Raw genomic sequence first — 22,631 nt, forward strand, 5'->3', positions numbered from 1 at the left:
ACACAATAATTATTAACTAAAACCAAACCAGAATTATGAATACAATTATGATTTACTTGCCAATTGCCATGGCATTTATTGGACTGGCGTTTATGATTACAAAAAGAGCATGGGTTTTAAAACAAGACCCAGGCGACGGTAAGATGAAGGAGATTTCAGATTACATTTACGAAGGTGCTTTGGCCTTTCTCAAAGCAGAATATCGCTTACTTAGTTTTTTTGTTCTTGGAGCCAGTATTGTTTTGGCAGGTATTTCGTTTATTGTACCTACTACGCACATCTTAATTGTGGTAGCTTTTATTTTTGGTGCTTTTTTCTCAGCCCTTGCGGGAAATATGGGAATGAAAATAGCCACTAAAACCAATGTTAGAACAACGCAGGCCGCTCGTACGAGTTTGCCGCAAGCTTTAAAAGTTTCTTTTGGTGGTGGGACTGTAATGGGACTTGGTGTTGCAGGTCTTGCAGTTTTAGGTTTGACTACCTTTTTTATATTTTTCTTTCACTTTTTTATGAATGGCGTTTGGACTACGACCGAAGACATGACTATTGTTTTAGAAACTTTAGCAGGTTTTTCTCTTGGAGCCGAATCGATTGCGTTGTTTGCCCGTGTTGGTGGCGGAATTTACACTAAAGCGGCTGATGTAGGTGCTGATTTAGTAGGGAAGGTAGAAGCTGGAATCCCAGAAGATGATCCTCGAAATCCAGCTACAATTGCTGATAACGTAGGAGACAATGTAGGTGATGTTGCGGGTATGGGAGCTGATTTATTTGGCTCTTATGTTGCCACCGTTTTGGCAGCAATGGTGCTAGGGAATTATGTAATTAAAGATATGGGCGGAAGTATTCAAGATGCTTTTGGCGGAATTGGACCCATTTTATTACCAATGGCAATTGCCGGTTTTGGAATTTTATTTTCGATCATCGGAACTATGCTGGTTAAAATAACGGATGATAATGCAAAAGAAGCACAAGTACAAAAGGCTTTAAATATTGGTAATTGGGTTTCGATAGGTTTGACTTTAGTAGCTTGTTACTTTTTAGTGCAATACATGTTACCTGAAACGATGAAAATGGATTTCTTTGGAGAAGGAACTAAAGAGATTTCATCGATGCGTGTTTTTTACGCCACAATTGTAGGTCTGGTTGTAGGTGCGGTTATCTCATCGGTTACTGAATATTACACGGGTTTAGGTACAAAACCGGTAATGGCAATTGTACAAAAATCAAGTACGGGAGCGGGTACCAACGTAATTGCGGGATTAGCAACGGGAATGATTTCGACTTTCCCAACGGTTTTATTATTTGCGGCAGCGATTTGGACTTCTTATGCTTTAGCAGGATTTTATGGAGTGGCTTTGGCGGCATCAGCAATGATGGCAACCACAGCGATGCAATTAGCAATCGATGCTTTCGGACCTATATCTGATAATGCGGGTGGAATTGCAGAAATGAGCGAATTACCTAAAGAGGTACGCACTAGAACCGATATTTTAGATTCGGTAGGAAACACAACAGCAGCAACTGGGAAAGGATTTGCTATTGCTTCGGCAGCATTGACTTCACTAGCCTTATTTGCAGCTTATGTCACTTTTACAGGAATCGACGGAATCAATATTTTTAAAGCGCCTGTTTTGGCCATGTTATTTGTAGGCGGAATGATTCCAGTAGTGTTCTCTGCGCTAGCTATGAATTCTGTTGGAAAAGCTGCCATGGATATGGTGTTTGAAGTACGTCGTCAGTTTAGAGAAATTCCTGGAATTATGGAAGGAACTGCAAAACCGGAATATGCGAAATGTGTTGATATTTCAACCAAAGCCGCTTTACGCGAAATGATGTTGCCAGGAATTTTAACGATTGGTTTCCCAATTGCGATTGTTTTACTTGGTAAGTTAGTTTATGCAGATAACAACCAACTCATTGCTGAAATGCTAGGAGGATACATGGCTGGAGTTACCGTTTCGGGTGTGTTGTGGGCTGTTTTTCAAAATAATGCTGGAGGTGCTTGGGATAATGCCAAAAAGTCATTTGAAGCTGGAGTTATGATCAATGGTGAAATGACCTATAAAGGCTCTGATGCGCACAAAGCAGCGGTTACCGGAGATACTGTTGGTGATCCTTTCAAAGATACTTCAGGCCCATCTATGAATATTTTGATCAAATTGACTTGTTTAATAGGTTTGGTTATAGCTCCTATTTTAGGAAATGGTCATTCCGATAGTGCAGCGGCTTCTTGTTGTGCTAAAATGGAGACTACAGAAATGGTTTGCAAGATGGGCAAATGCGATCCCGAAAAAATGGCGAATATGACCAAAGACGAATGTGCAGCCATGTGTAAAAAGAATGGTTGCTCAGAAGAATGTACTCAAAAATGCTTATCAATGTATGATGCGGCTGGAAAGTACATCGGCGGTGCCACAAAAACAGTTTCCATGACGTCATCAAAAGACTTACGCATAGAGCTATCTAATGAAAACGGAAAAACTAAAGCTACGGTCACAATGACCGAGAATGGTAAAACGACAAAACAAACTTTTGAAGGCACCGATGCCGAGGTGCAAGCCAAAATCGATTCTTTAAAATAAAAGAAATACCCTTAAATAAAGAAATGCCTTTCCATCGAAAGGCATTTTTGCGTAATAGAAGTACTGTTTTTAAGCCCTAATTGCTAAATCCTTTAATTGTGTAACAATCCTAAAAAATGGTGTAATGCATTTTTTGAAGTACCGCTCTATCTTTGTAAAAGACTTGTAGGTCAACTAAAAAAAACGTGTATTATGGAACCAAAAATCGGAATTACAAAAAAAGAATTAGACGAAAGCATCTCTTATCTAACTACTATATTGGCCAATCAGATGGTGCTTTATACCAAAACAAGACAATTTCATTGGAACGTTTCTGGAAACAGTTTCATGGAATTACACAAACTTTTTGAAGCGCAATATACTGCTCTCGAGCAAGAAATTGATGCAACTGCAGAACGTATCAGTAAACTAGGCGGCAGAGCAATAGGAACGATGAAAGAGTTTATTGAGCAATCTGTTCTTAAAGAAAATAGTACTGATTTACAGCAAAAAGACATGCTTAAAGAATTGCTTATTGATCATGAAACAGTATTGAAACAATTGCGAAAATTCATCAAATGTCTTGACGAAACGGATGATTTTGGTACTGCTGATTTTGTAACAGGTCTTTTGCAAAAGCACGAAGATAAATCTTGGATGTTACGCAAGTACATTAACTAGAACACTATTATTAATTCAAAACTATAAAACTATGAACACTACAGAGCTAAAAGGAACTTGGAACGAGTTAAAAGGAAAATTAAAACAAAAATACGCTGATCTTACAGATGATGATTTGTTGTATGAAGAAGGTAAGGAAGATGAATTGTTTGGACGTTTGCAACAAAAAATTGGGCAAACCAAAGAGCAAATTACCAAATGGTACAATGAAGAACTAAAGTAAAATAAAAAATTGGTTTGGTTTGGTTGACAAAGCGCCGCTTCTTGAATTAGAAGCGGCGCTTTTATTTTTTAAAGACACTATTCCAAAAAGTGTGTAAGTTGAAAAGTCAAGGCTTCGGGATTTTCTATCGATAAATCATTTTTCGGTTTCTACTTTTGATAATGTGCTATTTTCTTTTAGACCATTTATAATTTCTTTTTTTACTTGGTTTAGTTCTTTTAATAATTCGATTTGTTCTCTGAGAGATTCTATTAATTCTTCAGAATGATTATGATGTACAGCAATATTCGTTTCGATTTTCGAGTTATCGTTATTGTTTATTGCAATTTTGTTTTCCCCTGTCAATTTAGCTATATCTATTTCTAGTACAGTAGCAATTTTTTTAAGGGTTGCAACATCTATTTTGCGCTTATTGTTTTCTATTTTAGAATATGAAGATTGACTTACACCTATAGCTTCATAAATTTCCTGTTGCTTCTTATCTTTTTCAAGACGGTATTTTCTAATGTTTTCGCCTATTTTCATGTTTATTATGTTTATTACTATAAAAGTATAATAAAATTCCTTAAAATAAAACTAAATTCTCACAGTGAATTTTTTATTTTTTTTTAGACTAGCATATTCCTGTTTTAATTTCGTCATTTGTATTTGTTGATATCATTCTTATATTTTATTAAAAACAACCAAAGTGCACGTTGTTTGTATTTTTAATTAATGTATGGAGTGTTAAACTAAATATTTAACTAATCAAAAATTTAAGAAATTATGAAAAAATTAATGTTTACATTTATGGCTATTGTTGGTTTTTCTTTTTCGTCATCAGCGCAATGTGGTGAACAAGCTACTCAAGTTTGTGGTACATGTTATAGTGTTCAAGTTCCATTGACCGGGTATCTTTCTGTTGATGTTGCTAATATAGGTGCTACGGGAGGTACTATGTTGAGAAAACCTAACCTTGAAGAACTTTTAGCAATTGCAGAAATAGTTTGTTAATATTCCATGAAAAAAATAATCACAATAATAGTATTTGCAATGAGTTGTTTTGTCTTTGCACAAGTAAAGACAGGTAATAGTTCAGATCTTTGGGTGTCGTATCAATTTAATTACAAAAAATTTGCTACTGAAGAACCCTCTCAAAGTACGAATGCTATGTTAATTGTTACCAATCAAGGTTCATTGTTTACTTTAGAGGCGATGATGAACTTTGATAAAATACAACAAGAGAGAGAGCTCACTGAGGCTGATGTACTTCTCAATAAATCACCTTTTTATTTGGTGATAAAAACAAATGGTGAATCTACAGAACATTATGAAACTATTGGAAGTGATGCATACAAGGTTAAAGAAAATCTTAATCACAATTGGAAACTAATCAAACAAGATACTATTATGAATGGTTATGTTTGTAAAAAAGCAACCTTAAACTATGCTGGTAGAGATTGGAGTGCATGGTACAACCCCGATATACCAATTACAGTTGGTCCTTATAAATTTCATGGACTACCCGGATTGGTAATGATGCTTAAGGATAATGAAAATGTTTTTAGTTTTATTGTAAATGAGGTAAAAAAAGGGGATTATTCTTTTAATTCAAAAACTGAAAACTTTTTTATAAAAAAGAATGATAGAAAATTTGAATATATCGATAAAGATGAGTTTTACAAAATCAGAAAAAAATTTAGTGAAATGTCTCTTAATGATAAAATTAGATTTATGAATCGAGCTGAAATCGCTGTGCCAACTTTGATTACCGTAGGAGAAAATGGTGATAAATCGAGATTAAATGCAAAACCCAAAAGTAAAAATTTCATTGAGCGTTTCGAATGATTGTAAAAAAACATAACAATCTTTATATTTTTATTTTTTTGGCATTCCTAATCGGAATGCCTTTTTTTGGTTGTTCACAAGTGATCGAATTTAAAGGAACTACCTTCGATGGTAATAATAAACCCATATCGAATTGTACTATCGTTGCTAGCGATTCTGAAAATGGTAGCAATATTTTAGCCTTTAAAACTTCAGATGCAAGTGGGAATTATAAATTAATTTTAAGTCAGGAAATTAAATTAGATAGTATTTGGTTAACAGTAAGGCATATATCATACGAAACCATTCGTTTAAAAATTGCTCTTAAAAGTACTAAGCAAAATTTTCAAATGAATTTAAAAATGCAAGAACTTGCTGAAGTTCTCATTAAGAAAGATAGGATTGTAACGATAAAAGGAGATACAATTACTTATAACGTAAATGGATTAAAAGCTAAAAAAGATTATAGTATTGAAGAGGTTATTAACAGAATACCAGGGGTAAGTATAAGTGAAAATGGGCAAATAAAATATCTTGACAAACCTATCAGTCATTTATATATTAATGGTGTAGATTTACTAGAAGGAGGCTACTCTATTGCAACACAAGGAATTCCTGCTGATGCGGTACTAGAAATTGATGTAATGAAAAAACATCATCATGAGCGCATTGATATTGGTAGAACCGAAACAGATAACGTGTCATTTAACCTAAAAATTAAAGATGATGTTGGTTTATTATTTGGTAGTTTAAAAGGTGATGCTGGTGCGCCATTTTTAACGGGAAAATTAGAAGCAACACCAATTTATTTTAAAGAAAAATTTCAAAATATCAGTAGTGGTAAATTAAATAATACGGGCAAAACGCTTCGTGGTATTGGTAATGATTTAGTCTCTGGTAACGTAAATGTTGGAGGGCAAATGTTAGAAGAAACGCACGTTATAAAAGTGCCCAATATTAATGGAGTTGCAATTTCTGAAAAGTATTGGCTCAATAATGAATCTTATGCAATTACTAATAATGCTTTGCATAAAGTTAACGATTCAACTATTGTAAAATGGAATTTTGACTATGTTAACGAACTTAGCAAAATAGAAAATAATTTGTCAAGTACATTTTTGTCAAATAATGAAGCGAGTAGTGTTATAAATACAAGCCGTAATCAATTAAAAACGGAACGTTTTAATGCTGGCGTTAATCAAGAAATTAATAAACGTAATTTCTATTTAAAGAACAACACTAGTTATAGATTTGCAAATGATGCAGGGATAGAAAGAGTTTTAGTAAATACAAACAATCTTGAATCAAATTATTTACAAAATAACTTTCAACTTAGCAATGGTACCAGTTTCAAAACTTTAATTGGTAAAAAAAACATATTGCAAAGTGGACTACTTGCACAATATGAACAAAATATTGAAGAGCTCAGAGTGACACCACCAGTTTTTGAAAACTCAATAGGAAATAGTATGGGTAATGATGCTACCTTGCAGCACGTGTCAGTAAAAAAAATTAATCTAGCTGGTTTTACCCAATATGATTTTAAATTATTTAAATTAGAATGGAATCTAAGTCAAAATTTAAAGTACAATAGTTTTAGATTTGATAGTGATCTAAAACAAATTTCAAATTTTACTAATCAAAGCTTTCCTTTAGCAAGTAACTATGATTATCAAAAAATTGCCACAACGACCAGACTCAAATCGAAAATAAATGTAGGTAAAGCAATGTTTTCATGGGGTTTATCAGCTGACTACATTAATCTAAATTCTATTGAGAATAATAATACTAGCTTAAGTATAAGAGACTCTTTTTTATTCATCCAGCCTAATGTAAGCGTTAAGTATAATTTTAATTCAAAATGGAATTTAGGTATTAGTTATGATTTATATAATAACATATCCGATTTTTCACAGCTTTATACACCTGTAATTTTAACTAGTTTTAATGCTTTAGTTCAAAATCCAAATTTTGTTAACACTATTAGAACAAATTCATTTACCTCGCATTTAAATTATAACAATATTCTAAAAAGTTTTTTTTTAAGTTTAAAAGGTAATTTGAACCAAAACAAATCCGACGCTACATTTTCAAATGAGTTAAATAGTAATGGTTTTATGATTACAGAAGTTATAAAACAGCCTAATTCTTTAAACAATTATGGTTTTACTTTGTATTTAACAAAAGGGTTTTTAGGTTCTTTTAAAACAGAGTTGACCTATGCATATAATATTAGTAAAAACCAATTGTTTTTTAATAATCAATTTCTTGATACAAGTAACAACAGGCAAGGTATAGATTTTGGTTTAAGTTGGGATAAAGGTAGTTGGTTTACGCTTGAGTATAAAGCTAAATTAAACTTTGGAACGTCTACAACGACAACTAATGAAATTAACAACTCAATTCTTTTTCAGAATTTGAATTTGGATATATATACCTCTAGTTCTACACGAATCAATTTTGGTTTAGATTCGTCTAGAACAGCAACTTCACAAAGCAGTACTATTGATAAAAATTCACTTTTTAATATGTCCTTTTATTACAAACCTTCAAAAAAAATAAATATAAATGCCTCTTTGATTAATGTTTTTGACACACAATTTTTTACAACGACAAACAGTTATTTTAATTTTGTGAATGTTTATCAATTTTCATTGAGACCAAGACAATTTACTTTAGGATTCAATTATTCATTGTAGCAATTGTTCTTGCTAAAACAACCCATTTAATTCTGCATCAATGCGGTTGAAGATGTTTCCTAAATCTTCGGGATTGTCCACAAAGTTGATGTTGTCTACATCAATAATTAATAATTTTCCTTTATCATACGTTTGAATCCAGCCTTCGTAGCGTTCGTTCAAGCGACTCAAATATTCTATAGAAATTGAATTTTCGTATTCACGACCTCGTTTGTGTATTTGACCCACTAAATTTGGAATGGAACTACGCAAATAGATCAATAAATCAGGCGCCTTTACAGTTGATTCCATCAATTCAAACAAAGAAGTGTAGTTTTGAAAATCACGATTGGTCATCAAACCCATAGCATATAAATTGGGCGCAAAAATGTGCGCATCCTCATAAATGGTTCTGTCCTGGATGATTTTTTTACCGCTTTCGCGAATTTGCATTACTTGACGAAAACGACTGTTCAAGAAATAGATTTGTAAATTAAACGACCAACGTTCCATTTGATGGTAAAAATCATCTAAGTACGGATTGTCAACTACATCTTCAAAATGCGGTTCCCACTTAAATTGTTTGGCCAGTAAGCGCGTTAAGGTTGTTTTTCCTGAGCCTATATTTCCTGCTATTGCTATGTGCATTACGGTATTATGATTTTATAATTGCTAATTCCTGATGGTGTAAAAATAGATAAAATTTGGTCCTTGTAATATATTTTTACAAACGTTTTTTCAGAAATTTCAAGGGTTGTATTTTGCTGTTTTTTTAAATCAGTAAATATTACTTTGCCATCTTTGGCATAAATATATTGGTATGAATTTATTAGCGCGAGATAATCAAAATCAGGTATAATTCCTATTGATGTAACGGCTCCAAACAAATCACAACTGAACCAATTATTTTTAGTGTCCAGCCAATAAAAAGTATTGAAGTCCGAGCTATAAAATTTTATACGATCCACAAATGGCACCGCGAGTGTTTTAGACGTGTTTTTTAAATAATCAAACAAACCCAATTGCTGCGTATTGCTATCAAAAACCCAAAGCTGATTTTGTGCAGCAAGACCTGTAGCAGTTACCACAATAGGGAAGACGTTTTCGGAGAAGTTGATTTTTTGAGTTTCATTCAACTGATTGTCTACCGTAACAATCGTATTGAAGTCTTCGTAAAACAGCACCAATTTTAAAGGATTTTGCAAGTCAACAGCGCTAATTTTTCCCAGCGCAATATTGCTATAATTGTAATATTCTGAAGCCTTTTTTTTAGAAAGTACATTGTTTTTTATGTAATAGAGGTATCCCAACGAATCGTATCCTAGAAATTCATCAGCATCTAATTCAACAGTGTTCAATTTGGTGATTGTTGGATTTTGATTTTGACAAAAACCAATTGTTGCCCAGCAAAATAGGATAAAAAAAACTAATTTTTTCATAAAGGTAAAAGTACGGTTAAACCAAAGTCCCTATTAATTGTCTTAGTATTTATTTAACAGTATCATTGTAACAAAAATAGTATTTTTCACTCTTATCTATTAAAAACCATCAAAATGCAAAAATTAATTTACACTGTAGTAATCGCTATCGCCTCTTTCCTGGGGTTGCAAGCGCAGGAGTTTCAAGGAATGGCTGTATACGAGAGTAAAACCAGCACTTCTGAAATGAAAACTCGTTTGGAAGGCAACAAAAATATGACGCCTGATATGCAAAAAATGATTGAGGAACGCATGAAAAAAATGTTCGAGAAAACATTTATTCTCAACTTTAACAAGACGGCTTCTATCTATAAAGAAGAAGAAAAACTAGAGGCTTCGGCTCAAGGTGGTGGTTTTCGTATGATGTCAAGTTTTGCCGGTGGTGGCGGAACGTATTACAAAAACGTAAAAGACAAACAATACAGCAACGACAAAGAGTTTATGGGAAAAGAATTTATGGTAAAAGATTCCTTAACTAGTTTGAATTGGAAAATGGAGGCAGAAACTCGTGTAATTGGTGGCTATACTTGTTACAAAGCAACCGCTATCAAAAAACCAAGTGCTACTGATTTTAGAAACATGCGTCCACGAAAAGAACAAAATGAAATAAAAGATAGTACAAAACCTGCTGAGGAGAAAAAAACCAATTTCTTGGATGCTGTTGAGGTACCAAAAGAAATCGTGATCACGGCATGGTATACGCCCGAAATCCCAGTGAGCCAAGGACCTGAAGGTTATTGGGGTTTGCCAGGATTAATTTTGGAAGTTAATGACGGACGCACCACTATTTTGTGTTCAAAAGTAGTTTTAAACCCAAAAGATAAGGTTGAAATTAAACCTATCACCAAAGGAAAAGTAGTTTCTCAAAAGGATTATGACGATGCTGTGATGAAAAAAATGGAAGAGTGGAGAGAGATGAATCAAGGTCGCGGAGGAAATGGCGGCATGCAAATACGTTTCGGAAATTAATACCAACTACAGTAGCTATACAATCAAATATAATGAGAAAAATTTTAGTATTTATCGCCTTGGTAGCGGTCTCTATTTCTTATGCCCAAAACATAAAATTAGAAGGTCTCGTAACTGATTCTAAATCGGGTCCTCTAGAAATGGCCAACGTAATGGCAGTGAACCAAACGACTAAAGCAATGGATGCCTACGCCATTACAACTGATAAAGGCAAGTTTATTTTAAACCTAAAACCGAACACAACTTATGTTTTAAAACTAAGTTATTTGGGCATGCAAAATAAGGAAGTGACTGTTGCTACACTTACTCAAAATATGGTGCAAAACATCACCATGGAAGCGGGTGGAATCGAACTTGATGGTGTAGAAATTGTGCGCGAGATGCCAGTTTCTATAAAAGGAGATACCATTGTGTACAATACGGATTCATTTAAAACCGGAGAAGAACGCAAGTTAGAAGACGTTTTTAAAAAACTACCAGGTTTTGAAGTTACAGGAGACGGTCAAGTGCAAGTAGAGGGAAAAAAAGTGACTAAACTTTTTGTAGACGGAAAACCGTTTATGGAGGGCGATACGAAATTGGGTTCAAAAAATATTCCATCTGATGCAGTTGATAAAGTGCAAGTACTTCGTAATTTTAACGAGGTGTCGCAAATGAAAGGCCTCGAAAACAATAATGACGATATTGCAATTAATATCAAACTTAAAAAAGGTAAAGATAAATTTTGGTTTGGTGATGTAAGTGGTGGTTTGGCAAATGATAAAGGGTATATTTTTAACCCAAAATTGTTTTATTATTCGCCAAAAACAAGCATCAACTCTATTGTAAACCTTAATAACATTGGCGAAGTTTCATTGACTTCGGCTGATTTTTTCAGAATAAATGGAGGAGCACGAAACACGATTGGGCGCAACGGTACTTCATTATCTCTTAATCGAAACTTTTTTGGTTTATCCGGTGGCGATAATGTGGCCAAAGCGAGCGATAAATTTGGAACGATCAACATCAATCATTCGGTTTCTAAAAAATGGACTTTATCAGGATTTGCGGCGTATTCAGCAACATTCAATCAGTCCATTACCAATTCAGAACGCGGAATTTTTGAACCGAATACCACCAATATTGCGACTTTAGAAAACAGAAAAAACAATACCGAATCTCGCAACAATGCCTTCATCTCTAAGTTTGGTTCAAAATACAAAGCCAATGAGAATTTTCAACTGGATTACGATGCTTTTTTTAGAAAAAATGACCAACAAGATGTAGATAATAGTCAAACTAATTTCACCTCTACTTCTAACGGGAATACGGTAACTAATAATAATACCGTAATTGCTTTTCAAAAGCAAGCGCCAGCATCGTTCAATCAGAGTTTGAATATGTTTTATACGCAAAATCCAAAGTCAACTTGGGTGTTAGAAATGCAACATCAATATGAGGATGAAGATCCTTTTTACAATCCACAACTTTCGGTAAATCCATACCAAAATGCAAATTCAACAAACCCGAACGATCCAAGTGCGGTTTTTGTAAATGAAAATGCCCTAAACATACAGCAATCTCGTTTCGTAAAAACGAATAAGTTAGATGCAAAAGTTGACTATTTTTATCAAATTTCTAACAAAAGTATCTTGAATGTAACTGCTGGAAATACGAATGCTTACCAATCGTACAATTCGAGTATTTTGCAAATTCTTCAAGATAATTCAGTAAATCCAGTGGAGCAAGCAGCTTATAATAATGATGTGCGTTACCTATTTAATGATGCTTTTATAGGTTTGCATTATAAGTTTATCAAAGGCAGGTTTACTTTTAATCCTGGTTTTTCTTTACACCAATACAACACTTCAAACGAGCAATTTGCATCGCCATTCAAACTTAATTTCACTAGATTATTGCCTGATATGTTTGCACGTTGGGATTTGAAGAAATCAGAAAATGTAACCTACAATTTTAACATGCGTAACGGCTTTAATGATGTAAATGCTTTGGTTGAAGGATTTATTTTTACCAATTTTAACAGCTTGTCACGAGGAAATGCGCAATTAGAAAATTCATTAGTTACGAGTCACCGTTTGAATTATTCGAAGTACAACTTGTATAATTTTACTACGATTTTTGCAAACATCAGTTATACAACTACCAAAGATCCAGTGGTTAATGGAGTTTCTTTCCAAAGTATTTATTCTACTTCGGACCGTTTGAATTTAGATGCTGAGAATGAAAATTTAAACGGAAATTTGTTTTACTCTAAAAGCTTCAAAAAGTATTATAAAGTTACTGCTGGAGCCAATGCAGGATGGAATCGCAATTTTGTATTAAATAGAAGAGTCCAAGGCGGAGTGACTCAAGAATTTATTCAAGGAATCGAGAATGTAAATCATGCGTACAACCTGGCTTTTGCAACGCAATTCAAAAAATATCCAAACGTAGATTTGGGTTACCGCGTGAATTTTTCAGAGCAAGCAGCTAATAAATTCACCACACAAACTCCAACAGTAAAGTTGAATTATTATTTCTTGAATGGATTGAATGTTAATTGGGACTACGCCTTTAACCGATTTAAAAATGAAACTAATGGTGTATCAAACGATTTTGAAATCATGACTGCTAGTTTGAACTACATCAAGAAAGATGCAAAGTTTGAATACCGCATTCAGGCGAATAACCTTTTGAACACCCGTTCAAGATTGAACAACTCATTTAGTGTAAATGGTTTTAATGCCAATGAAAATATCATCTTACCTCGATTTGTAACTTTCATAGTGAAGTACAATTTGTAAACTTCATTTAGCTTAAAAAGCAAAGGGGATTTAGCAACAACTAAATCCCCTTTTTTTATTAACTATGCTTTGAATTTTTTACAATCCAAAAGCAGTTTTTACTTGATCTACAAAATCTAATTTTTCCCAAGTAAACAATTCTACTTCAACGGTTTTTGTTAATCCACCAGGAGCAGAGAAAGTCTTAGTTACGGTTTCAGGAGTACGTCCCATGTGCCCGTATGCAGCAGTTTCACTATAAATTGGGTTTCTTAATTTCAATCGTTGTTCGATGAAGTACGGACGCATGTCAAAAATAGCTTCTACTTTTTTAGCGATTTCACCGTTAGTCAAATTCACTTTTGCAGTTCCATAAGTTTCGATGAAAATCCCCATCGGTTTAGCCACACCAATTGCGTATGAAACTTGTACCAAAATCTCATCAGCAACACCCGCTGCAACTAAGTTTTTGGCAATATGACGAGTAGCATAAGCAGCAGAACGGTCTACTTTACTTGGGTCTTTTCCAGAGAAAGCACCACCACCGTGAGCTCCTTTTCCTCCGTAAGTATCTACAATGATTTTTCTTCCTGTAAGTCCAGTATCTCCGTGAGGTCCTCCAATTACGAATTTCCCTGTTGGGTTGATGTGGTACTGAATGGCATCGTTAAATAAATGAGCATGTTCAGGATTTTTAGCAATAATTCTAGGAATCAATATTTCGATAATGTCTTTTTTGATTTTAGCAAGCATAGCAGCTTCTTCATCAAAATCATCGTGTTGCGTAGAGATAACAATCGCATCAATACGAGTTGGTTTGTTATCGTCGCTGTATTCTAAAGTTACTTGTGATTTAGCATCAGGACGTAAATAGGTGATTTCGTTATTCTCACGACGTAAAACAGCTAATTCTTGCAATAATTTGTGTGACAAATCAAGTGCCAATGGCATGTAATTTTCAGTCTCGTTAGTTGCATAACCAAACATCATTCCTTGGTCACCAGCGCCTTGCTCTTCTTTGCTTGCTCTGTCAACACCTTGATTAATATCAGCAGATTGTTCGTGAATAGCCGAAAGAATACCGCATGAATTAGCTTCAAACATGTACTCACTTTTTGTATAACCAATTTTTCGAATGACTTCGCGTGCGATATTTTGCACATCTAAGTATGTATTTGATTTAACTTCTCCGGCCAAAATAACTTGACCAGTAGTTACTAAAGTTTCACAAGCTACTTTTGATTCAGCATCAAATGCTAGAAAGTTATCAATTAATGCGTCTGAAATTTGATCTGCAATTTTGTCTGGATGTCCTTCGCTCACAGATTCTGACGTAAATAAATAGGCCATAAGTTTTATTATTTTATAAAATTAAGCGAGAAAAAATAATTGCTGAAAAGGTCTAAAGGAGAGTTCCTGCTTTAGCATTTTTTTACTGAAAATTATTCAGTATTCACAATGAATTTATTTCATTATGAAGAGGTTGCAATCAGTTCAAATTTTTCCTCTTGTATTTGGGTGCAAAGGTATGAAACCATTTTGAATTGCAAATTAAACTTAACTTTTTTTTGCCGATAAAAAATCGGCCCTTTTAATATGTTTTTTGAAAATAATTTGAATTAATTCCTTGACGCTCTTGTTTTTGTCATAATTAAGTTGCATATTTGACTTTCAAATCAAAACAAAATGAAAATTTCAATCTGCTTTTCGCATAAAGTCGCACAGGAAAATTCCTGAGGGATGCTTATAGCATAATTTTAATTTAAAATTATATACTAAAGCTTCCTGAACAAGGAAGCTTTTTTTTTGAGAAATTCGAATATCACACAAACAATAGATGAATCAATACGTTTTAAATAATTACATAAAACAGTCAGTCCAAATTTCGATGCATTGCGTTGCAAAAGCCGCATTTGGCACTCCCTATTCGTGAATCCCAAGGATAATAATAAGTACAAACTACTTAAAACCCTTTTGGATTTACATCTAAAAGGGTTTTTTGCTTTAAGAAATTTATGAACAGAAAAACAAGAGTAACATTTTAACAACCAATAGTATGAAAACAAAAAGAAGTTTATCAGATCCGTTTCGTTTTTTACGAAAGTTCAATTTTCGAAACAAGAAAATCAAAGCAGTTGAAGCTGTAAATGTTTTAATTCACCCACGATTTGAGTTCGTAACTAATGATGCAATTGCTCAAAAGTTAGTCCCAAATTCATTACTTTTTTTAATGTATTCTCAAGAGAATGAAGAGTTATTTATTTAAGGCAATAGCTTTTCAGGTTAAAAATATTTGTAACCCAGTAATTAAAAAGGTTGTTTTGGCAAGGTAAAAAAATGGTTTTGTTCTAAGTTACCTTGTCAGGACTTCCTATGTTTTTAATGTTTGTACCAAAGTAATTTACTTTGCGACGTACAAAAATCGATTGCGTATTTAAATTTGGTGGTTACCGAAATTAATCTTTAATTTGCACTCACAAAGTTCACAACAGTATTGAAATGTTATAAAGAAAGGCAGAGGGATTAGACCCGATGAAGCCTTAGCAACCCTTCGATTTATCGAAGAAGGTGCTGCATTCTACCACGCCCATCGTGGAAAGATAACACTAAGAATTTGTCTAGATAACACCTAGCTTTCTTTCTAATATTTCCAAACACAAGTCCTAATTATAACAGATTTGAAATTGGAAAATAAACCAACAACTATTACTTTACACAATTTCACCACGGAGTCAGGTGCAATTTATGTTGCTCTAAACTTAAGTTATCAAGCTTTTGGATTGCCTTTGCATACAGCTCCCCTTGTTTTGGTCAATCATGCGCTAACCGGAAATTCACAGGTGGTGGGCGATAACGGTTGGTGGAATGACCTAATTGGCGCTAACAAAACTATCGATACTACCAAATATACCGTACTTGCTTTTAACGTTCCTGGAAATGGATTTGATGGCGCTATAATTGAAAATCATCTTGATTTTACAGCAAGAGACATCGCTAGAATTTTTATTGAAGGGATTCGTTTTCTTAAAATAGAACGACTTTATGCTATTATTGGAGGTTCTGTAGGTGGTGGAATTGCCTGGGAAATGGCCGCATTAGAACCAACAATAACCCAAAAATTAATTCCTATTGCAACCGATTGGAAAGCGACAGACTGGCTTATTGCCAATTGTTTTTTGCAAGAACAAATTCTGAATAATTCGTCTAAACCCATTCAAGATGCCCGCGCACACGCGATGTTGTGTTACCGAACTCCAGAATCATTTACGGCAAAATTTCAGCGAACCACTAATGAGGAGTTAGCCATTTTTAATGTTGAAAGTTGGTTGTTGCATCACGGCGAAAAATTGCAACAGCGTTTTCAATTGGCATCCTATAAAATGATGAATCAATTACTGAAAACTATTGATGTCACTCGCAATCGGTCATCATTTGAAGATACAATCGAAGCTGTAACGGCAGAAATTCATATCATCGCAATCAATTCGGATTTGTTTTTTACAGCCAATGAAAACAAAATCACTTTTGAGCAACTACAAAAATTAAATAAAAACGTCAGTTATCAAGAAATAGTTTCCATTCACGGACACGATGCTTTTTTGATAGAATACAAACAATTACACAATTTGCTTCAAGATTTATTCTAAGCTACAAACACACAACACAATGAAAATATTAAAATTTGGAGGTAAATCGTTATCAAATGGTGACGGATTAAATAAGGTGGTTGCCATAATAACAGACAAAGTAAAGCAAGGCGAAGAAATTGCAGTTGTGGTTTCGGCACGTGGTAACGCAACAGATGAATTGGAACAAATTTTAACCATTGCTTCTCAAAACGGAGATTACAAGCCACTTTTTGAAGATTTTAAAAAATACCAGCAAGATGTTTATCATGCTGTTGATTTGTCTGAGGAGTTTACTATTTTAGAAAAATTGTTTGAAGGTGTAAGTCTGATTGGCGATTACAGTAAAAAAATTAAAGACCAAATTTTGTCTAAAGGCGAATTGCTTTCGGCAAAATTACTTACGGCAATCTTGATAGAAAAAGGAATCCATGCTCGTTTTACCGATACGCGTGAATTGATAAAAACCGATGCTAAATTTGGTGATGCACAACCCTTAGAACAACTTTCGAAGAAAAATGTAGTTGCTTTTTTTAAGCAAAACACGGAAAATACGGTTAATATAATCACGGGTTTTATAGGTTCTACGACCAATAATGATACTACAACTTTAGGTAGAAACGGGAGTAATTACACCGCTTCGTTGATTGCCAATTATTTAAATGCCGAAGAATTACAAAATTACACACACGTTGACGGAATTTATACTGCCAATCCTGATTTAGTTGTCGATGCTAAGAAAATTGATCATCTATCGTTTAATGAGGCGAATGAGATTGCTAATTTTGGAGCTACTATTTTGCACGCCAAAACCATCATTCCGTTATTAGAAAAAAACATTCCGCTACGTATTTTAAATACTTTCAATCATGAAAATAAAGGCACTTTAATTACTTCGAATTCTAACAAGGAGGGAATTAAAACGCTTTCGGTTCTTGAAAATGTGGCTTTGGTCAATCTGGAAGGAAGAGGTTTGCTTGGTAAAACAGGTGTCGATGCTCGAATTTTTAGAGTAATGGGCGACAATAATATCAGTGTAAGTATCATTTCGCAAGGTTCATCAGAGCGTGGAATAGGTTTGGTTGTGGCTGCTGACAAAGCTACTACTGCCATGATTGAATTGGAAAAGGAATTCGAAAATGATTTCTATTCGAAAGATGTCAATAAAATAACTGTGGCTGATGATGTTGCTGTCATCTCTATTATCGGGCAGGATTTAAGTACGTTTCACAAGCCTTACACCGCATTAATCAAGAATAAAATTGTTCCGATTCTCTTCAATAATACGGTGACTGGTAAGAATGTGAGTTTGGTTGTTAAAAAATCACAATTGCACAAAGCCTTAAATGTGATTCACGGAGAGATTTTTGGCGTAGCCAAGAAAATAAATATTGCTGTTTTTGGTCACGGTTTGGTGGGCGGTACCTTGATTAATCAAATTTTAGAATCGGCAGCAGCCATCGAAAAAAGAAAAGATATCAAATTGAATGTATTTGCCATTGCCAATTCTAAGAATGTGCTTTTGAATAAAAACGGCGTGACACCTAACTGGAAAAACGAAATTCAAACCAACGGATTCTCGTATAAAATTGATGATGTGATTGCCTACGCAAATGAGCATCATTTAGAGAATTTGATAGCGATCGATAACACGGCAAGTGCTGATTTTGTTTCGAATTATATTTCGTTAGTAGAAAATAGTTTCGATTTGATTTCGTCAAACAAAGTAGCCAATACTTTAAGTTATAGTTTTTATAAAAAATTACGAAAAGTTCTGGCGGAAAACCAAAAGACCTACCTTTATGAAACCAATGTTGGAGCAGGATTGCCGTTGATTGATACTATTAAATTGTTGCACCTTTCTGGTGAAAACATCACAAAGATTAAAGGAGTTTTCTCGGGAACATTGAGTTATTTGTTCAATAATTTTTCGGCCAAAGACGTGCCGTTTAGCGAAATTTTAAAAGAAGCCATCGATAATGGATATACCGAGCCAGATCCAAGAGAGGATTTATGCGGAAATGATGTAGGACGAAAATTATTGATTTTGGCTAGAGAATTAGACTTGCAAAATGAGTTTGAAGAAATTGCGATTCAAAATTTAATTCCAGAACATTTGCGTAGCGGAGATGTAGGAGAGTTTTTGAATAAATTGACGGAGTTCGATCCTATTTATGCAAAAATAAAAGTCGATCAAAAGCCCAATCACGTGTTGCGTTATATAGGAGAATTATCGGGAGATTTGCAAAATGACAAAGGAAATCTAGAAGTGAAATTAGTTTCGGTGCCATCAGATACGGCTTTGGGCGGATTGAAAGGTTCAGATTCTTTCTTCGAAATTTACACTGAATCGTACGGAGACAGACCAATTGTAATTCAAGGAGCTGGCGCAGGATCAGCAGTAACGGCAAGAGGTGTTTTTGGTGATATTCTAAGGTTGTCTGATAAGGGGTAATTGAAGTGAAAAGTGAAAAGTGAAAAGTGAAAAGTGAACAGTTTTCAGGAATCATAATTTAAATATAAAAATAGTTGTATCCGCGTGAGAGAATCCGCGTTATCAGCGTTCAAAAAATATAGCAATGAAAATAACATTAAACAGAGTAAACGACAATTTCCATTTCGAATTAAAGAACGAAAGAGGGCATATAGTAAACGTAGACAGCCGACCTGAATACGGAGGAAATGATATGGGTGCCAGTCCGATGGAATTAGTATTGATGGGAGTTGCGGGGTGTAGCGCCATTGATATGATTTCGATTTTGAAAAAACAACGTCAAGAAATCACGTCTTTCAAAGCTGAGGTTGAAGGCGAACGCGTACAAGTTGGAGAAGCAAAACCTTTTAAAAACATCCATGTGGTGTTTTATTTAGAAGGTGATATCAAGGAAGACAAAGCAGCAAAAGCCGCGCAACTTTCTTTTGAAAAATACTGTTCAGTTTCTAAAACATTAGAACCAACAGCGACCATACATTACAAAGTAGTTTTGAACGGAGTCGAATTGACGTAAAGTTAAATTTATAGAGTTTTAAAACTTTAATTTTAAATAATAAAGAGTTTTTAGAAATAAAAATTAATCTTAGTGAATCTTGGTGATTCCTTCGTGAATCTTTGTGAAACAACTCTTTGAAATATAAAAACAATGAACGAACAAGAATTTGGTTTCGAAACCCAAGCCATACGCAATCAGTTAGAAAGAACACAATATTTAGAGCATTCTGTGCCGTTGTACCTCACGTCTAGTTTTGTATTTGAAGATGCCGAAGACATGCGTGCTTCATTTGCAGAGGAAAAAGACAGGAATATTTACAGCCGTTACAGCAATCCAAATAATAACGAATTTATTAGCAAAGTGTGCGCTATGGAAGGTGCCGCTGCTGGTTTTGCCTTTTCATCAGGTATGGCCGCGGTGTATTCTACTATGGCTGCTCTATTAAGTTCAGGGGATCATATTGTCTCTTCGAGCAGTGTTTTTGGTGCCACGCATTCGTTGTTTATTAATTATTTTCCAAAATGGAATATACAAACCTCGTATTTTGACATCAATCAACCCGAGACTATTGAAGGTTTGATTACGCCTGATACAAAAATTCTTTTTGCAGAGTCACCAACAAATCCCGCTGTTGATATCATTGATTTGGAATTGCTTGGAAATATTGCCAAAAAGCATAATTTAATTTTAATTATTGACAACTGTTTTGCAACGCCTTATTTGCAGCAACCAATCAAATGGGGAGCGAATTTAGTGGTGCATTCCGCTACCAAATTAATGGATGGTCAAGGTCGCGTTTTGGGCGGAATAACCGTTGGGGATGCTGATCTGATTCAGAAAATCTATTTGTTTTCCCGACTTACAGGACCTTCTTTATCGCCTTTTAATGCGTGGGTATTGTCTAAAAGTTTAGAAACATTAGCCATTCGATTGGATAGACATTGCGAAAATGCCTTGAAAGTAGCAGAGTTTTTGGAGAACCATCCGCAGGTGAATAAAGTGAAATATCCTTTTTTGAAATCGCATCCTCAATATGAAATTGCGCAAAAGCAAATGAAGTTAGGCGGAAATATTGTTGCTTTTGAAATCAAAGGAGGATTAGAAGCCGGAAGAGCTTTCTTAGACAAAATAAAATTGTGTTCGCTTTCACCAAATTTAGGAGACACCAGAACTATTGTTACGCATCCAGCCTCTACAACGCACAGTAAATTATCTGTCGAAGAACGTTTGGCGGTGAGTATTACCGATGGATTAGTACGTGTTTCTGTTGGTTTAGAAACCGTAAAGGATCTAATTGCCGATTTGGAGCAGGCGCTTTCGTAACGGATAGATTTGGGATTAACGATTTTAGATTGTAGTTTTGGTTCAAACAATGCAATGTTTCATGCTTGCGAATCTTTTTTATACAATTCTAAAACAGTAAAATGCTCTCAAAAAAAACAAAATACGGTATAAAAGCTTTGACCTTTTTGGCGCGCCGAGAAGACCAAACTCCTGTTGCGATTGCGGATATTGCCAAATCTGAAAATATCTCACTCAAATTTTTAGAGAGTATTTTATTGTTGTTGCGCCATTCTGGTTTTCTGGGAGCCAAAAAAGGAAAGGGCGGCGGTTATTATTTGATAAAAGAACCGAAGGACATCAGCATGGCCAAAGTATATCGCATTCTGGAAGGGCCAATCGCCTTATTGCCGTGTGCCAGTCATAATTTTTATGAGCCTTGTGACGATTGTACCGATGAAGCCACTTGTGCAGTTCGTAAATTAATGACAGAGGTGCGTGATAATACGCTTATGGTTTTGGAAAATAATAGTTTAGCAGATATTGCATTTTAAGTTTTAATTAGAAATAATGTTTTGTAATTAAAGTAAATATATTATTTTTGCACAATAATCTAGTAACCCGATGGGGTAATAGTTTTAAATTAAATTTTGTTGAATTGAAAGGAATGGATAAAGAATTAGAAGTGAATAATAATACTGAAAGCCCTACGATAAGTTTTGTAGAACGATTATGGGTACTTGTTCCTGCAATTCTGTTGATAGGATTATTGGTGACATTAGCGTACAACCACCATGATGAATTTTCAGTGAACGGTTTGATAGCCGGCTTTGATCAAGAGTTTTTAATTTTTTTCTGCATTGGAGTATTTGCACAATTAGTTGATGGAACGTTAGGAATGGGTTATGGAGCAACTTCAACTTCATTCTTATTAGCGTACGGAATTCCGCCTGCCATCAGTAGTACAGGTGTTCACGTGGCAGAAATGTTCACTACAGGAGCTTCGGCAATTTCACACCATCGTTTTGGAAATATCAACAAAAAACTAGTAAGACATTTGTTAATTCCAGGTGTTTTGGGTTCTGTTACTGGAGCCTATTTGTTGTCGGATGTAATTGATGGTGAAGTAATAAAACCATTTATTGCTTTGTACATGATTGGGTTGGCAGTGATCATTATTAGGAAAGCATTAAAAAAGAATCTAGTAAAAAAGAAAACTAAGAAATTAGGTGTATTGGCAACTTTTGGAGGTTTTATGGATGCTGTAGGAGGCGGAGGATGGGGACCGATAGTGACTTCTACTTTATTAGGAAATGGAAGAAATCCAAGATACACAATTGGCTCGGTGAACGCAGCAGAGTTTGCAGTAGCTTTTTCAAGTGGATTAACATTTATGTTTTTTGGAGGTATTCAAGGATGGCAAGTAATTATTGGATTGATTTTAGGAGGCGTAATGGCAGCTCCATTAGCCGCATTTTTAGTGAATAAGATTCCAAGGAAATCAATGATGATATTAGTAGGTGTTTTAATTATTCTTTTGAGTTTAAAAACCTTATCAAAACTGCTGTAAAACGAA

Annotated in this window: 19 protein-coding genes and 1 riboswitch; of the genes, 15 read left to right on the top strand and 4 right to left on the bottom strand. The window is 34.5% G+C overall.

Annotated features, from left to right (window positions below):
* The first annotated feature begins 35 nt into the window (after positions 1-35).
* From ACXX8U_RS01005 to ACXX8U_RS01015, 3 genes are all read left to right on the top strand, one after another.
* Complete coding sequence (locus tag ACXX8U_RS01005; protein ID WP_458564230.1) at positions 36-2,582, top strand: sodium-translocating pyrophosphatase; 2,547 nt, start codon at positions 36-38, stop codon at positions 2,580-2,582.
* A 192-nt stretch (positions 2,583-2,774) separates the two neighbouring features.
* Positions 2,775-3,242 carry a Dps family protein gene (locus tag ACXX8U_RS01010; RefSeq protein ID WP_306260028.1) on the top strand — a complete coding sequence of 156 codons (468 nt, stop codon included), beginning with the start codon at positions 2,775-2,777 and terminating at the stop codon, positions 3,240-3,242.
* Positions 3,243-3,273: 31 nt separating this feature from the next.
* The gene (locus tag ACXX8U_RS01015) at positions 3,274-3,465 is read left to right on the top strand and encodes a CsbD family protein (RefSeq protein WP_306260030.1); all 192 of its coding nucleotides are present in this window, start codon (positions 3,274-3,276) and stop codon (positions 3,463-3,465) included.
* Positions 3,466-3,600: 135 nt separating this feature from the next.
* On the opposite strand, the gene ACXX8U_RS01020 is transcribed toward ACXX8U_RS01015, so the two are convergent.
* On the bottom strand, positions 3,601-3,990 hold the full coding sequence (locus tag ACXX8U_RS01020) for a helix-turn-helix domain-containing protein (RefSeq protein ID WP_458564231.1): 390 nt from the start codon (positions 3,988-3,990) through the stop codon (positions 3,601-3,603).
* 240 nt (positions 3,991-4,230) lie between these two features.
* On the opposite strand from ACXX8U_RS01020, the gene ACXX8U_RS01025 reads away from it, so the two are divergent.
* From ACXX8U_RS01025 to ACXX8U_RS01035, 3 genes are read left to right on the top strand one after another with little or no spacing between them, the layout of a single operon-like run.
* Positions 4,231-4,458: a hypothetical protein gene (locus ACXX8U_RS01025; protein WP_458564232.1), complete on the top strand. Its 228-nt coding sequence runs from the start codon at positions 4,231-4,233 to the stop codon at positions 4,456-4,458.
* Between the two features lie 6 nt (positions 4,459-4,464).
* Positions 4,465-5,292, top strand: a complete 828-nt coding sequence (locus tag ACXX8U_RS01030; RefSeq protein ID WP_458564233.1) for a GLPGLI family protein — start codon at positions 4,465-4,467, stop codon at positions 5,290-5,292.
* Entirely contained in the window at positions 5,289-7,970 is a 2,682-nt protein-coding gene (locus tag ACXX8U_RS01035) for a hypothetical protein (protein WP_458564234.1), read from the top strand. The genes ACXX8U_RS01030 and ACXX8U_RS01035 overlap by 4 nt, the downstream gene beginning before the upstream one ends.
* Before the next feature lie 12 nt (positions 7,971-7,982).
* Here the strand turns inward: ACXX8U_RS01035 and ACXX8U_RS01040 are convergent, their stop codons facing one another.
* Together ACXX8U_RS01040 and ACXX8U_RS01045 are read right to left on the bottom strand one after the other, a co-directional pair.
* Positions 7,983-8,597 carry a deoxynucleoside kinase gene (locus tag ACXX8U_RS01040; RefSeq protein ID WP_210790844.1) on the bottom strand — a complete coding sequence of 205 codons (615 nt, stop codon included), beginning with the start codon at positions 8,595-8,597 and terminating at the stop codon, positions 7,983-7,985.
* Entirely contained in the window at positions 8,597-9,388 is a 792-nt protein-coding gene (locus ACXX8U_RS01045) for a hypothetical protein (RefSeq protein WP_458564235.1), read from the bottom strand. Before ACXX8U_RS01045 ends, ACXX8U_RS01040 begins: the two co-directional genes overlap by 1 nt.
* A gap of 114 nt (positions 9,389-9,502) precedes the next feature.
* Between ACXX8U_RS01045 and ACXX8U_RS01050 the strand changes: the two genes are divergently transcribed.
* Both ACXX8U_RS01050 and ACXX8U_RS01055 read left to right on the top strand, forming a co-directional pair.
* On the top strand, positions 9,503-10,396 hold the full coding sequence (locus ACXX8U_RS01050; protein WP_458564236.1) for a GLPGLI family protein: 894 nt from the start codon (positions 9,503-9,505) through the stop codon (positions 10,394-10,396).
* A 32-nt stretch (positions 10,397-10,428) separates the two neighbouring features.
* On the top strand, positions 10,429-13,179 hold the full coding sequence (locus tag ACXX8U_RS01055) for a carboxypeptidase regulatory-like domain-containing protein (RefSeq protein WP_458564237.1): 2,751 nt from the start codon (positions 10,429-10,431) through the stop codon (positions 13,177-13,179).
* A gap of 78 nt (positions 13,180-13,257) precedes the next feature.
* Here ACXX8U_RS01055 and metK read toward each other — a convergent pair whose 3' ends face one another.
* Positions 13,258-14,508, bottom strand: coding sequence for a methionine adenosyltransferase (gene metK / locus ACXX8U_RS01060; protein ID WP_458564238.1), 1,251 nt, complete (start codon positions 14,506-14,508; stop codon positions 13,258-13,260).
* Between the two features lie 706 nt (positions 14,509-15,214).
* Between metK and ACXX8U_RS01065 the strand changes: the two genes are divergently transcribed.
* From ACXX8U_RS01065 to ACXX8U_RS01095, 7 genes are all read left to right on the top strand, one after another.
* Complete coding sequence (locus ACXX8U_RS01065) at positions 15,215-15,424, top strand: hypothetical protein (RefSeq protein WP_458564239.1); 210 nt, start codon at positions 15,215-15,217, stop codon at positions 15,422-15,424.
* Positions 15,425-15,657: 233 nt separating this feature from the next.
* Positions 15,658-15,765: riboswitch (SAM riboswitch) on the top strand.
* Between the two features lie 77 nt (positions 15,766-15,842).
* Positions 15,843-16,805, top strand: a complete 963-nt coding sequence (locus ACXX8U_RS01070; RefSeq protein WP_458564240.1) for an alpha/beta fold hydrolase — start codon at positions 15,843-15,845, stop codon at positions 16,803-16,805.
* 19 nt (positions 16,806-16,824) lie between these two features.
* Positions 16,825-19,239, top strand: coding sequence for a bifunctional aspartate kinase/homoserine dehydrogenase I (thrA, locus tag ACXX8U_RS01075; RefSeq protein ID WP_458564241.1), 2,415 nt, complete (start codon positions 16,825-16,827; stop codon positions 19,237-19,239).
* Between the two features lie 124 nt (positions 19,240-19,363).
* A complete protein-coding gene (locus ACXX8U_RS01080) occupies positions 19,364-19,792 on the top strand; it encodes an OsmC family protein (protein WP_458564242.1) in 429 nt (142 codons plus the stop codon).
* A gap of 132 nt (positions 19,793-19,924) precedes the next feature.
* On the top strand, positions 19,925-21,097 hold the full coding sequence (locus ACXX8U_RS01085) for a trans-sulfuration enzyme family protein (RefSeq protein ID WP_458564243.1): 1,173 nt from the start codon (positions 19,925-19,927) through the stop codon (positions 21,095-21,097).
* A 101-nt stretch (positions 21,098-21,198) separates the two neighbouring features.
* Complete coding sequence (locus tag ACXX8U_RS01090) at positions 21,199-21,609, top strand: RrF2 family transcriptional regulator (RefSeq protein WP_144891578.1); 411 nt, start codon at positions 21,199-21,201, stop codon at positions 21,607-21,609.
* Between the two features lie 47 nt (positions 21,610-21,656).
* Positions 21,657-22,625 (top strand): sulfite exporter TauE/SafE family protein, encoded by a 969-nt coding sequence (locus ACXX8U_RS01095; protein ID WP_458564244.1) that lies wholly within the window; start codon positions 21,657-21,659, stop codon positions 22,623-22,625.
* Positions 22,626-22,631 lie beyond the last annotated feature (6 nt).

The sequence above is a fragment of the Flavobacterium sp. GNP001 genome (assembly GCF_054343775.1).

Excerpts from the sequence above, each read along its gene's own strand:
- ACXX8U_RS01050 (WP_458564236.1), top strand. The coding sequence starts at position 9,503 with ATGCAAAAATTAATTTACACTGTAGTAATCGCTATCGCCTCTTTCCTG.
- ACXX8U_RS01085 (WP_458564243.1), top strand. The coding sequence starts at position 19,925 with ATGAACGAACAAGAATTTGGTTTCGAAACCCAAGCCATACGCAATCAG.
- ACXX8U_RS01020 (WP_458564231.1), bottom strand. The coding sequence starts at position 3,990 with ATGAAAATAGGCGAAAACATTAGAAAATACCGTCTTGAAAAAGATAAG.
- ACXX8U_RS01040 (WP_210790844.1), bottom strand. The coding sequence starts at position 8,597 with ATGCACATAGCAATAGCAGGAAATATAGGCTCAGGAAAAACAACCTTA.
- ACXX8U_RS01015 (WP_306260030.1), top strand. The coding sequence starts at position 3,274 with ATGAACACTACAGAGCTAAAAGGAACTTGGAACGAGTTAAAAGGAAAA.
- ACXX8U_RS01065 (WP_458564239.1), top strand. The coding sequence starts at position 15,215 with ATGAAAACAAAAAGAAGTTTATCAGATCCGTTTCGTTTTTTACGAAAG.
- ACXX8U_RS01080 (WP_458564242.1), top strand. The coding sequence starts at position 19,364 with ATGAAAATAACATTAAACAGAGTAAACGACAATTTCCATTTCGAATTA.
- ACXX8U_RS01045 (WP_458564235.1), bottom strand. The coding sequence starts at position 9,388 with ATGAAAAAATTAGTTTTTTTTATCCTATTTTGCTGGGCAACAATTGGT.
- ACXX8U_RS01010 (WP_306260028.1), top strand. The coding sequence starts at position 2,775 with ATGGAACCAAAAATCGGAATTACAAAAAAAGAATTAGACGAAAGCATC.
- ACXX8U_RS01025 (WP_458564232.1), top strand. The coding sequence starts at position 4,231 with ATGAAAAAATTAATGTTTACATTTATGGCTATTGTTGGTTTTTCTTTT.
- ACXX8U_RS01090 (WP_144891578.1), top strand. The coding sequence starts at position 21,199 with ATGCTCTCAAAAAAAACAAAATACGGTATAAAAGCTTTGACCTTTTTG.
- metK (WP_458564238.1), bottom strand. The coding sequence starts at position 14,508 with ATGGCCTATTTATTTACGTCAGAATCTGTGAGCGAAGGACATCCAGAC.
- ACXX8U_RS01035 (WP_458564234.1), top strand. The coding sequence starts at position 5,289 with ATGATTGTAAAAAAACATAACAATCTTTATATTTTTATTTTTTTGGCA.
- ACXX8U_RS01005 (WP_458564230.1), top strand. The coding sequence starts at position 36 with ATGAATACAATTATGATTTACTTGCCAATTGCCATGGCATTTATTGGA.
- ACXX8U_RS01030 (WP_458564233.1), top strand. The coding sequence starts at position 4,465 with ATGAAAAAAATAATCACAATAATAGTATTTGCAATGAGTTGTTTTGTC.
- thrA (WP_458564241.1), top strand. The coding sequence starts at position 16,825 with ATGAAAATATTAAAATTTGGAGGTAAATCGTTATCAAATGGTGACGGA.
- ACXX8U_RS01055 (WP_458564237.1), top strand. The coding sequence starts at position 10,429 with ATGAGAAAAATTTTAGTATTTATCGCCTTGGTAGCGGTCTCTATTTCT.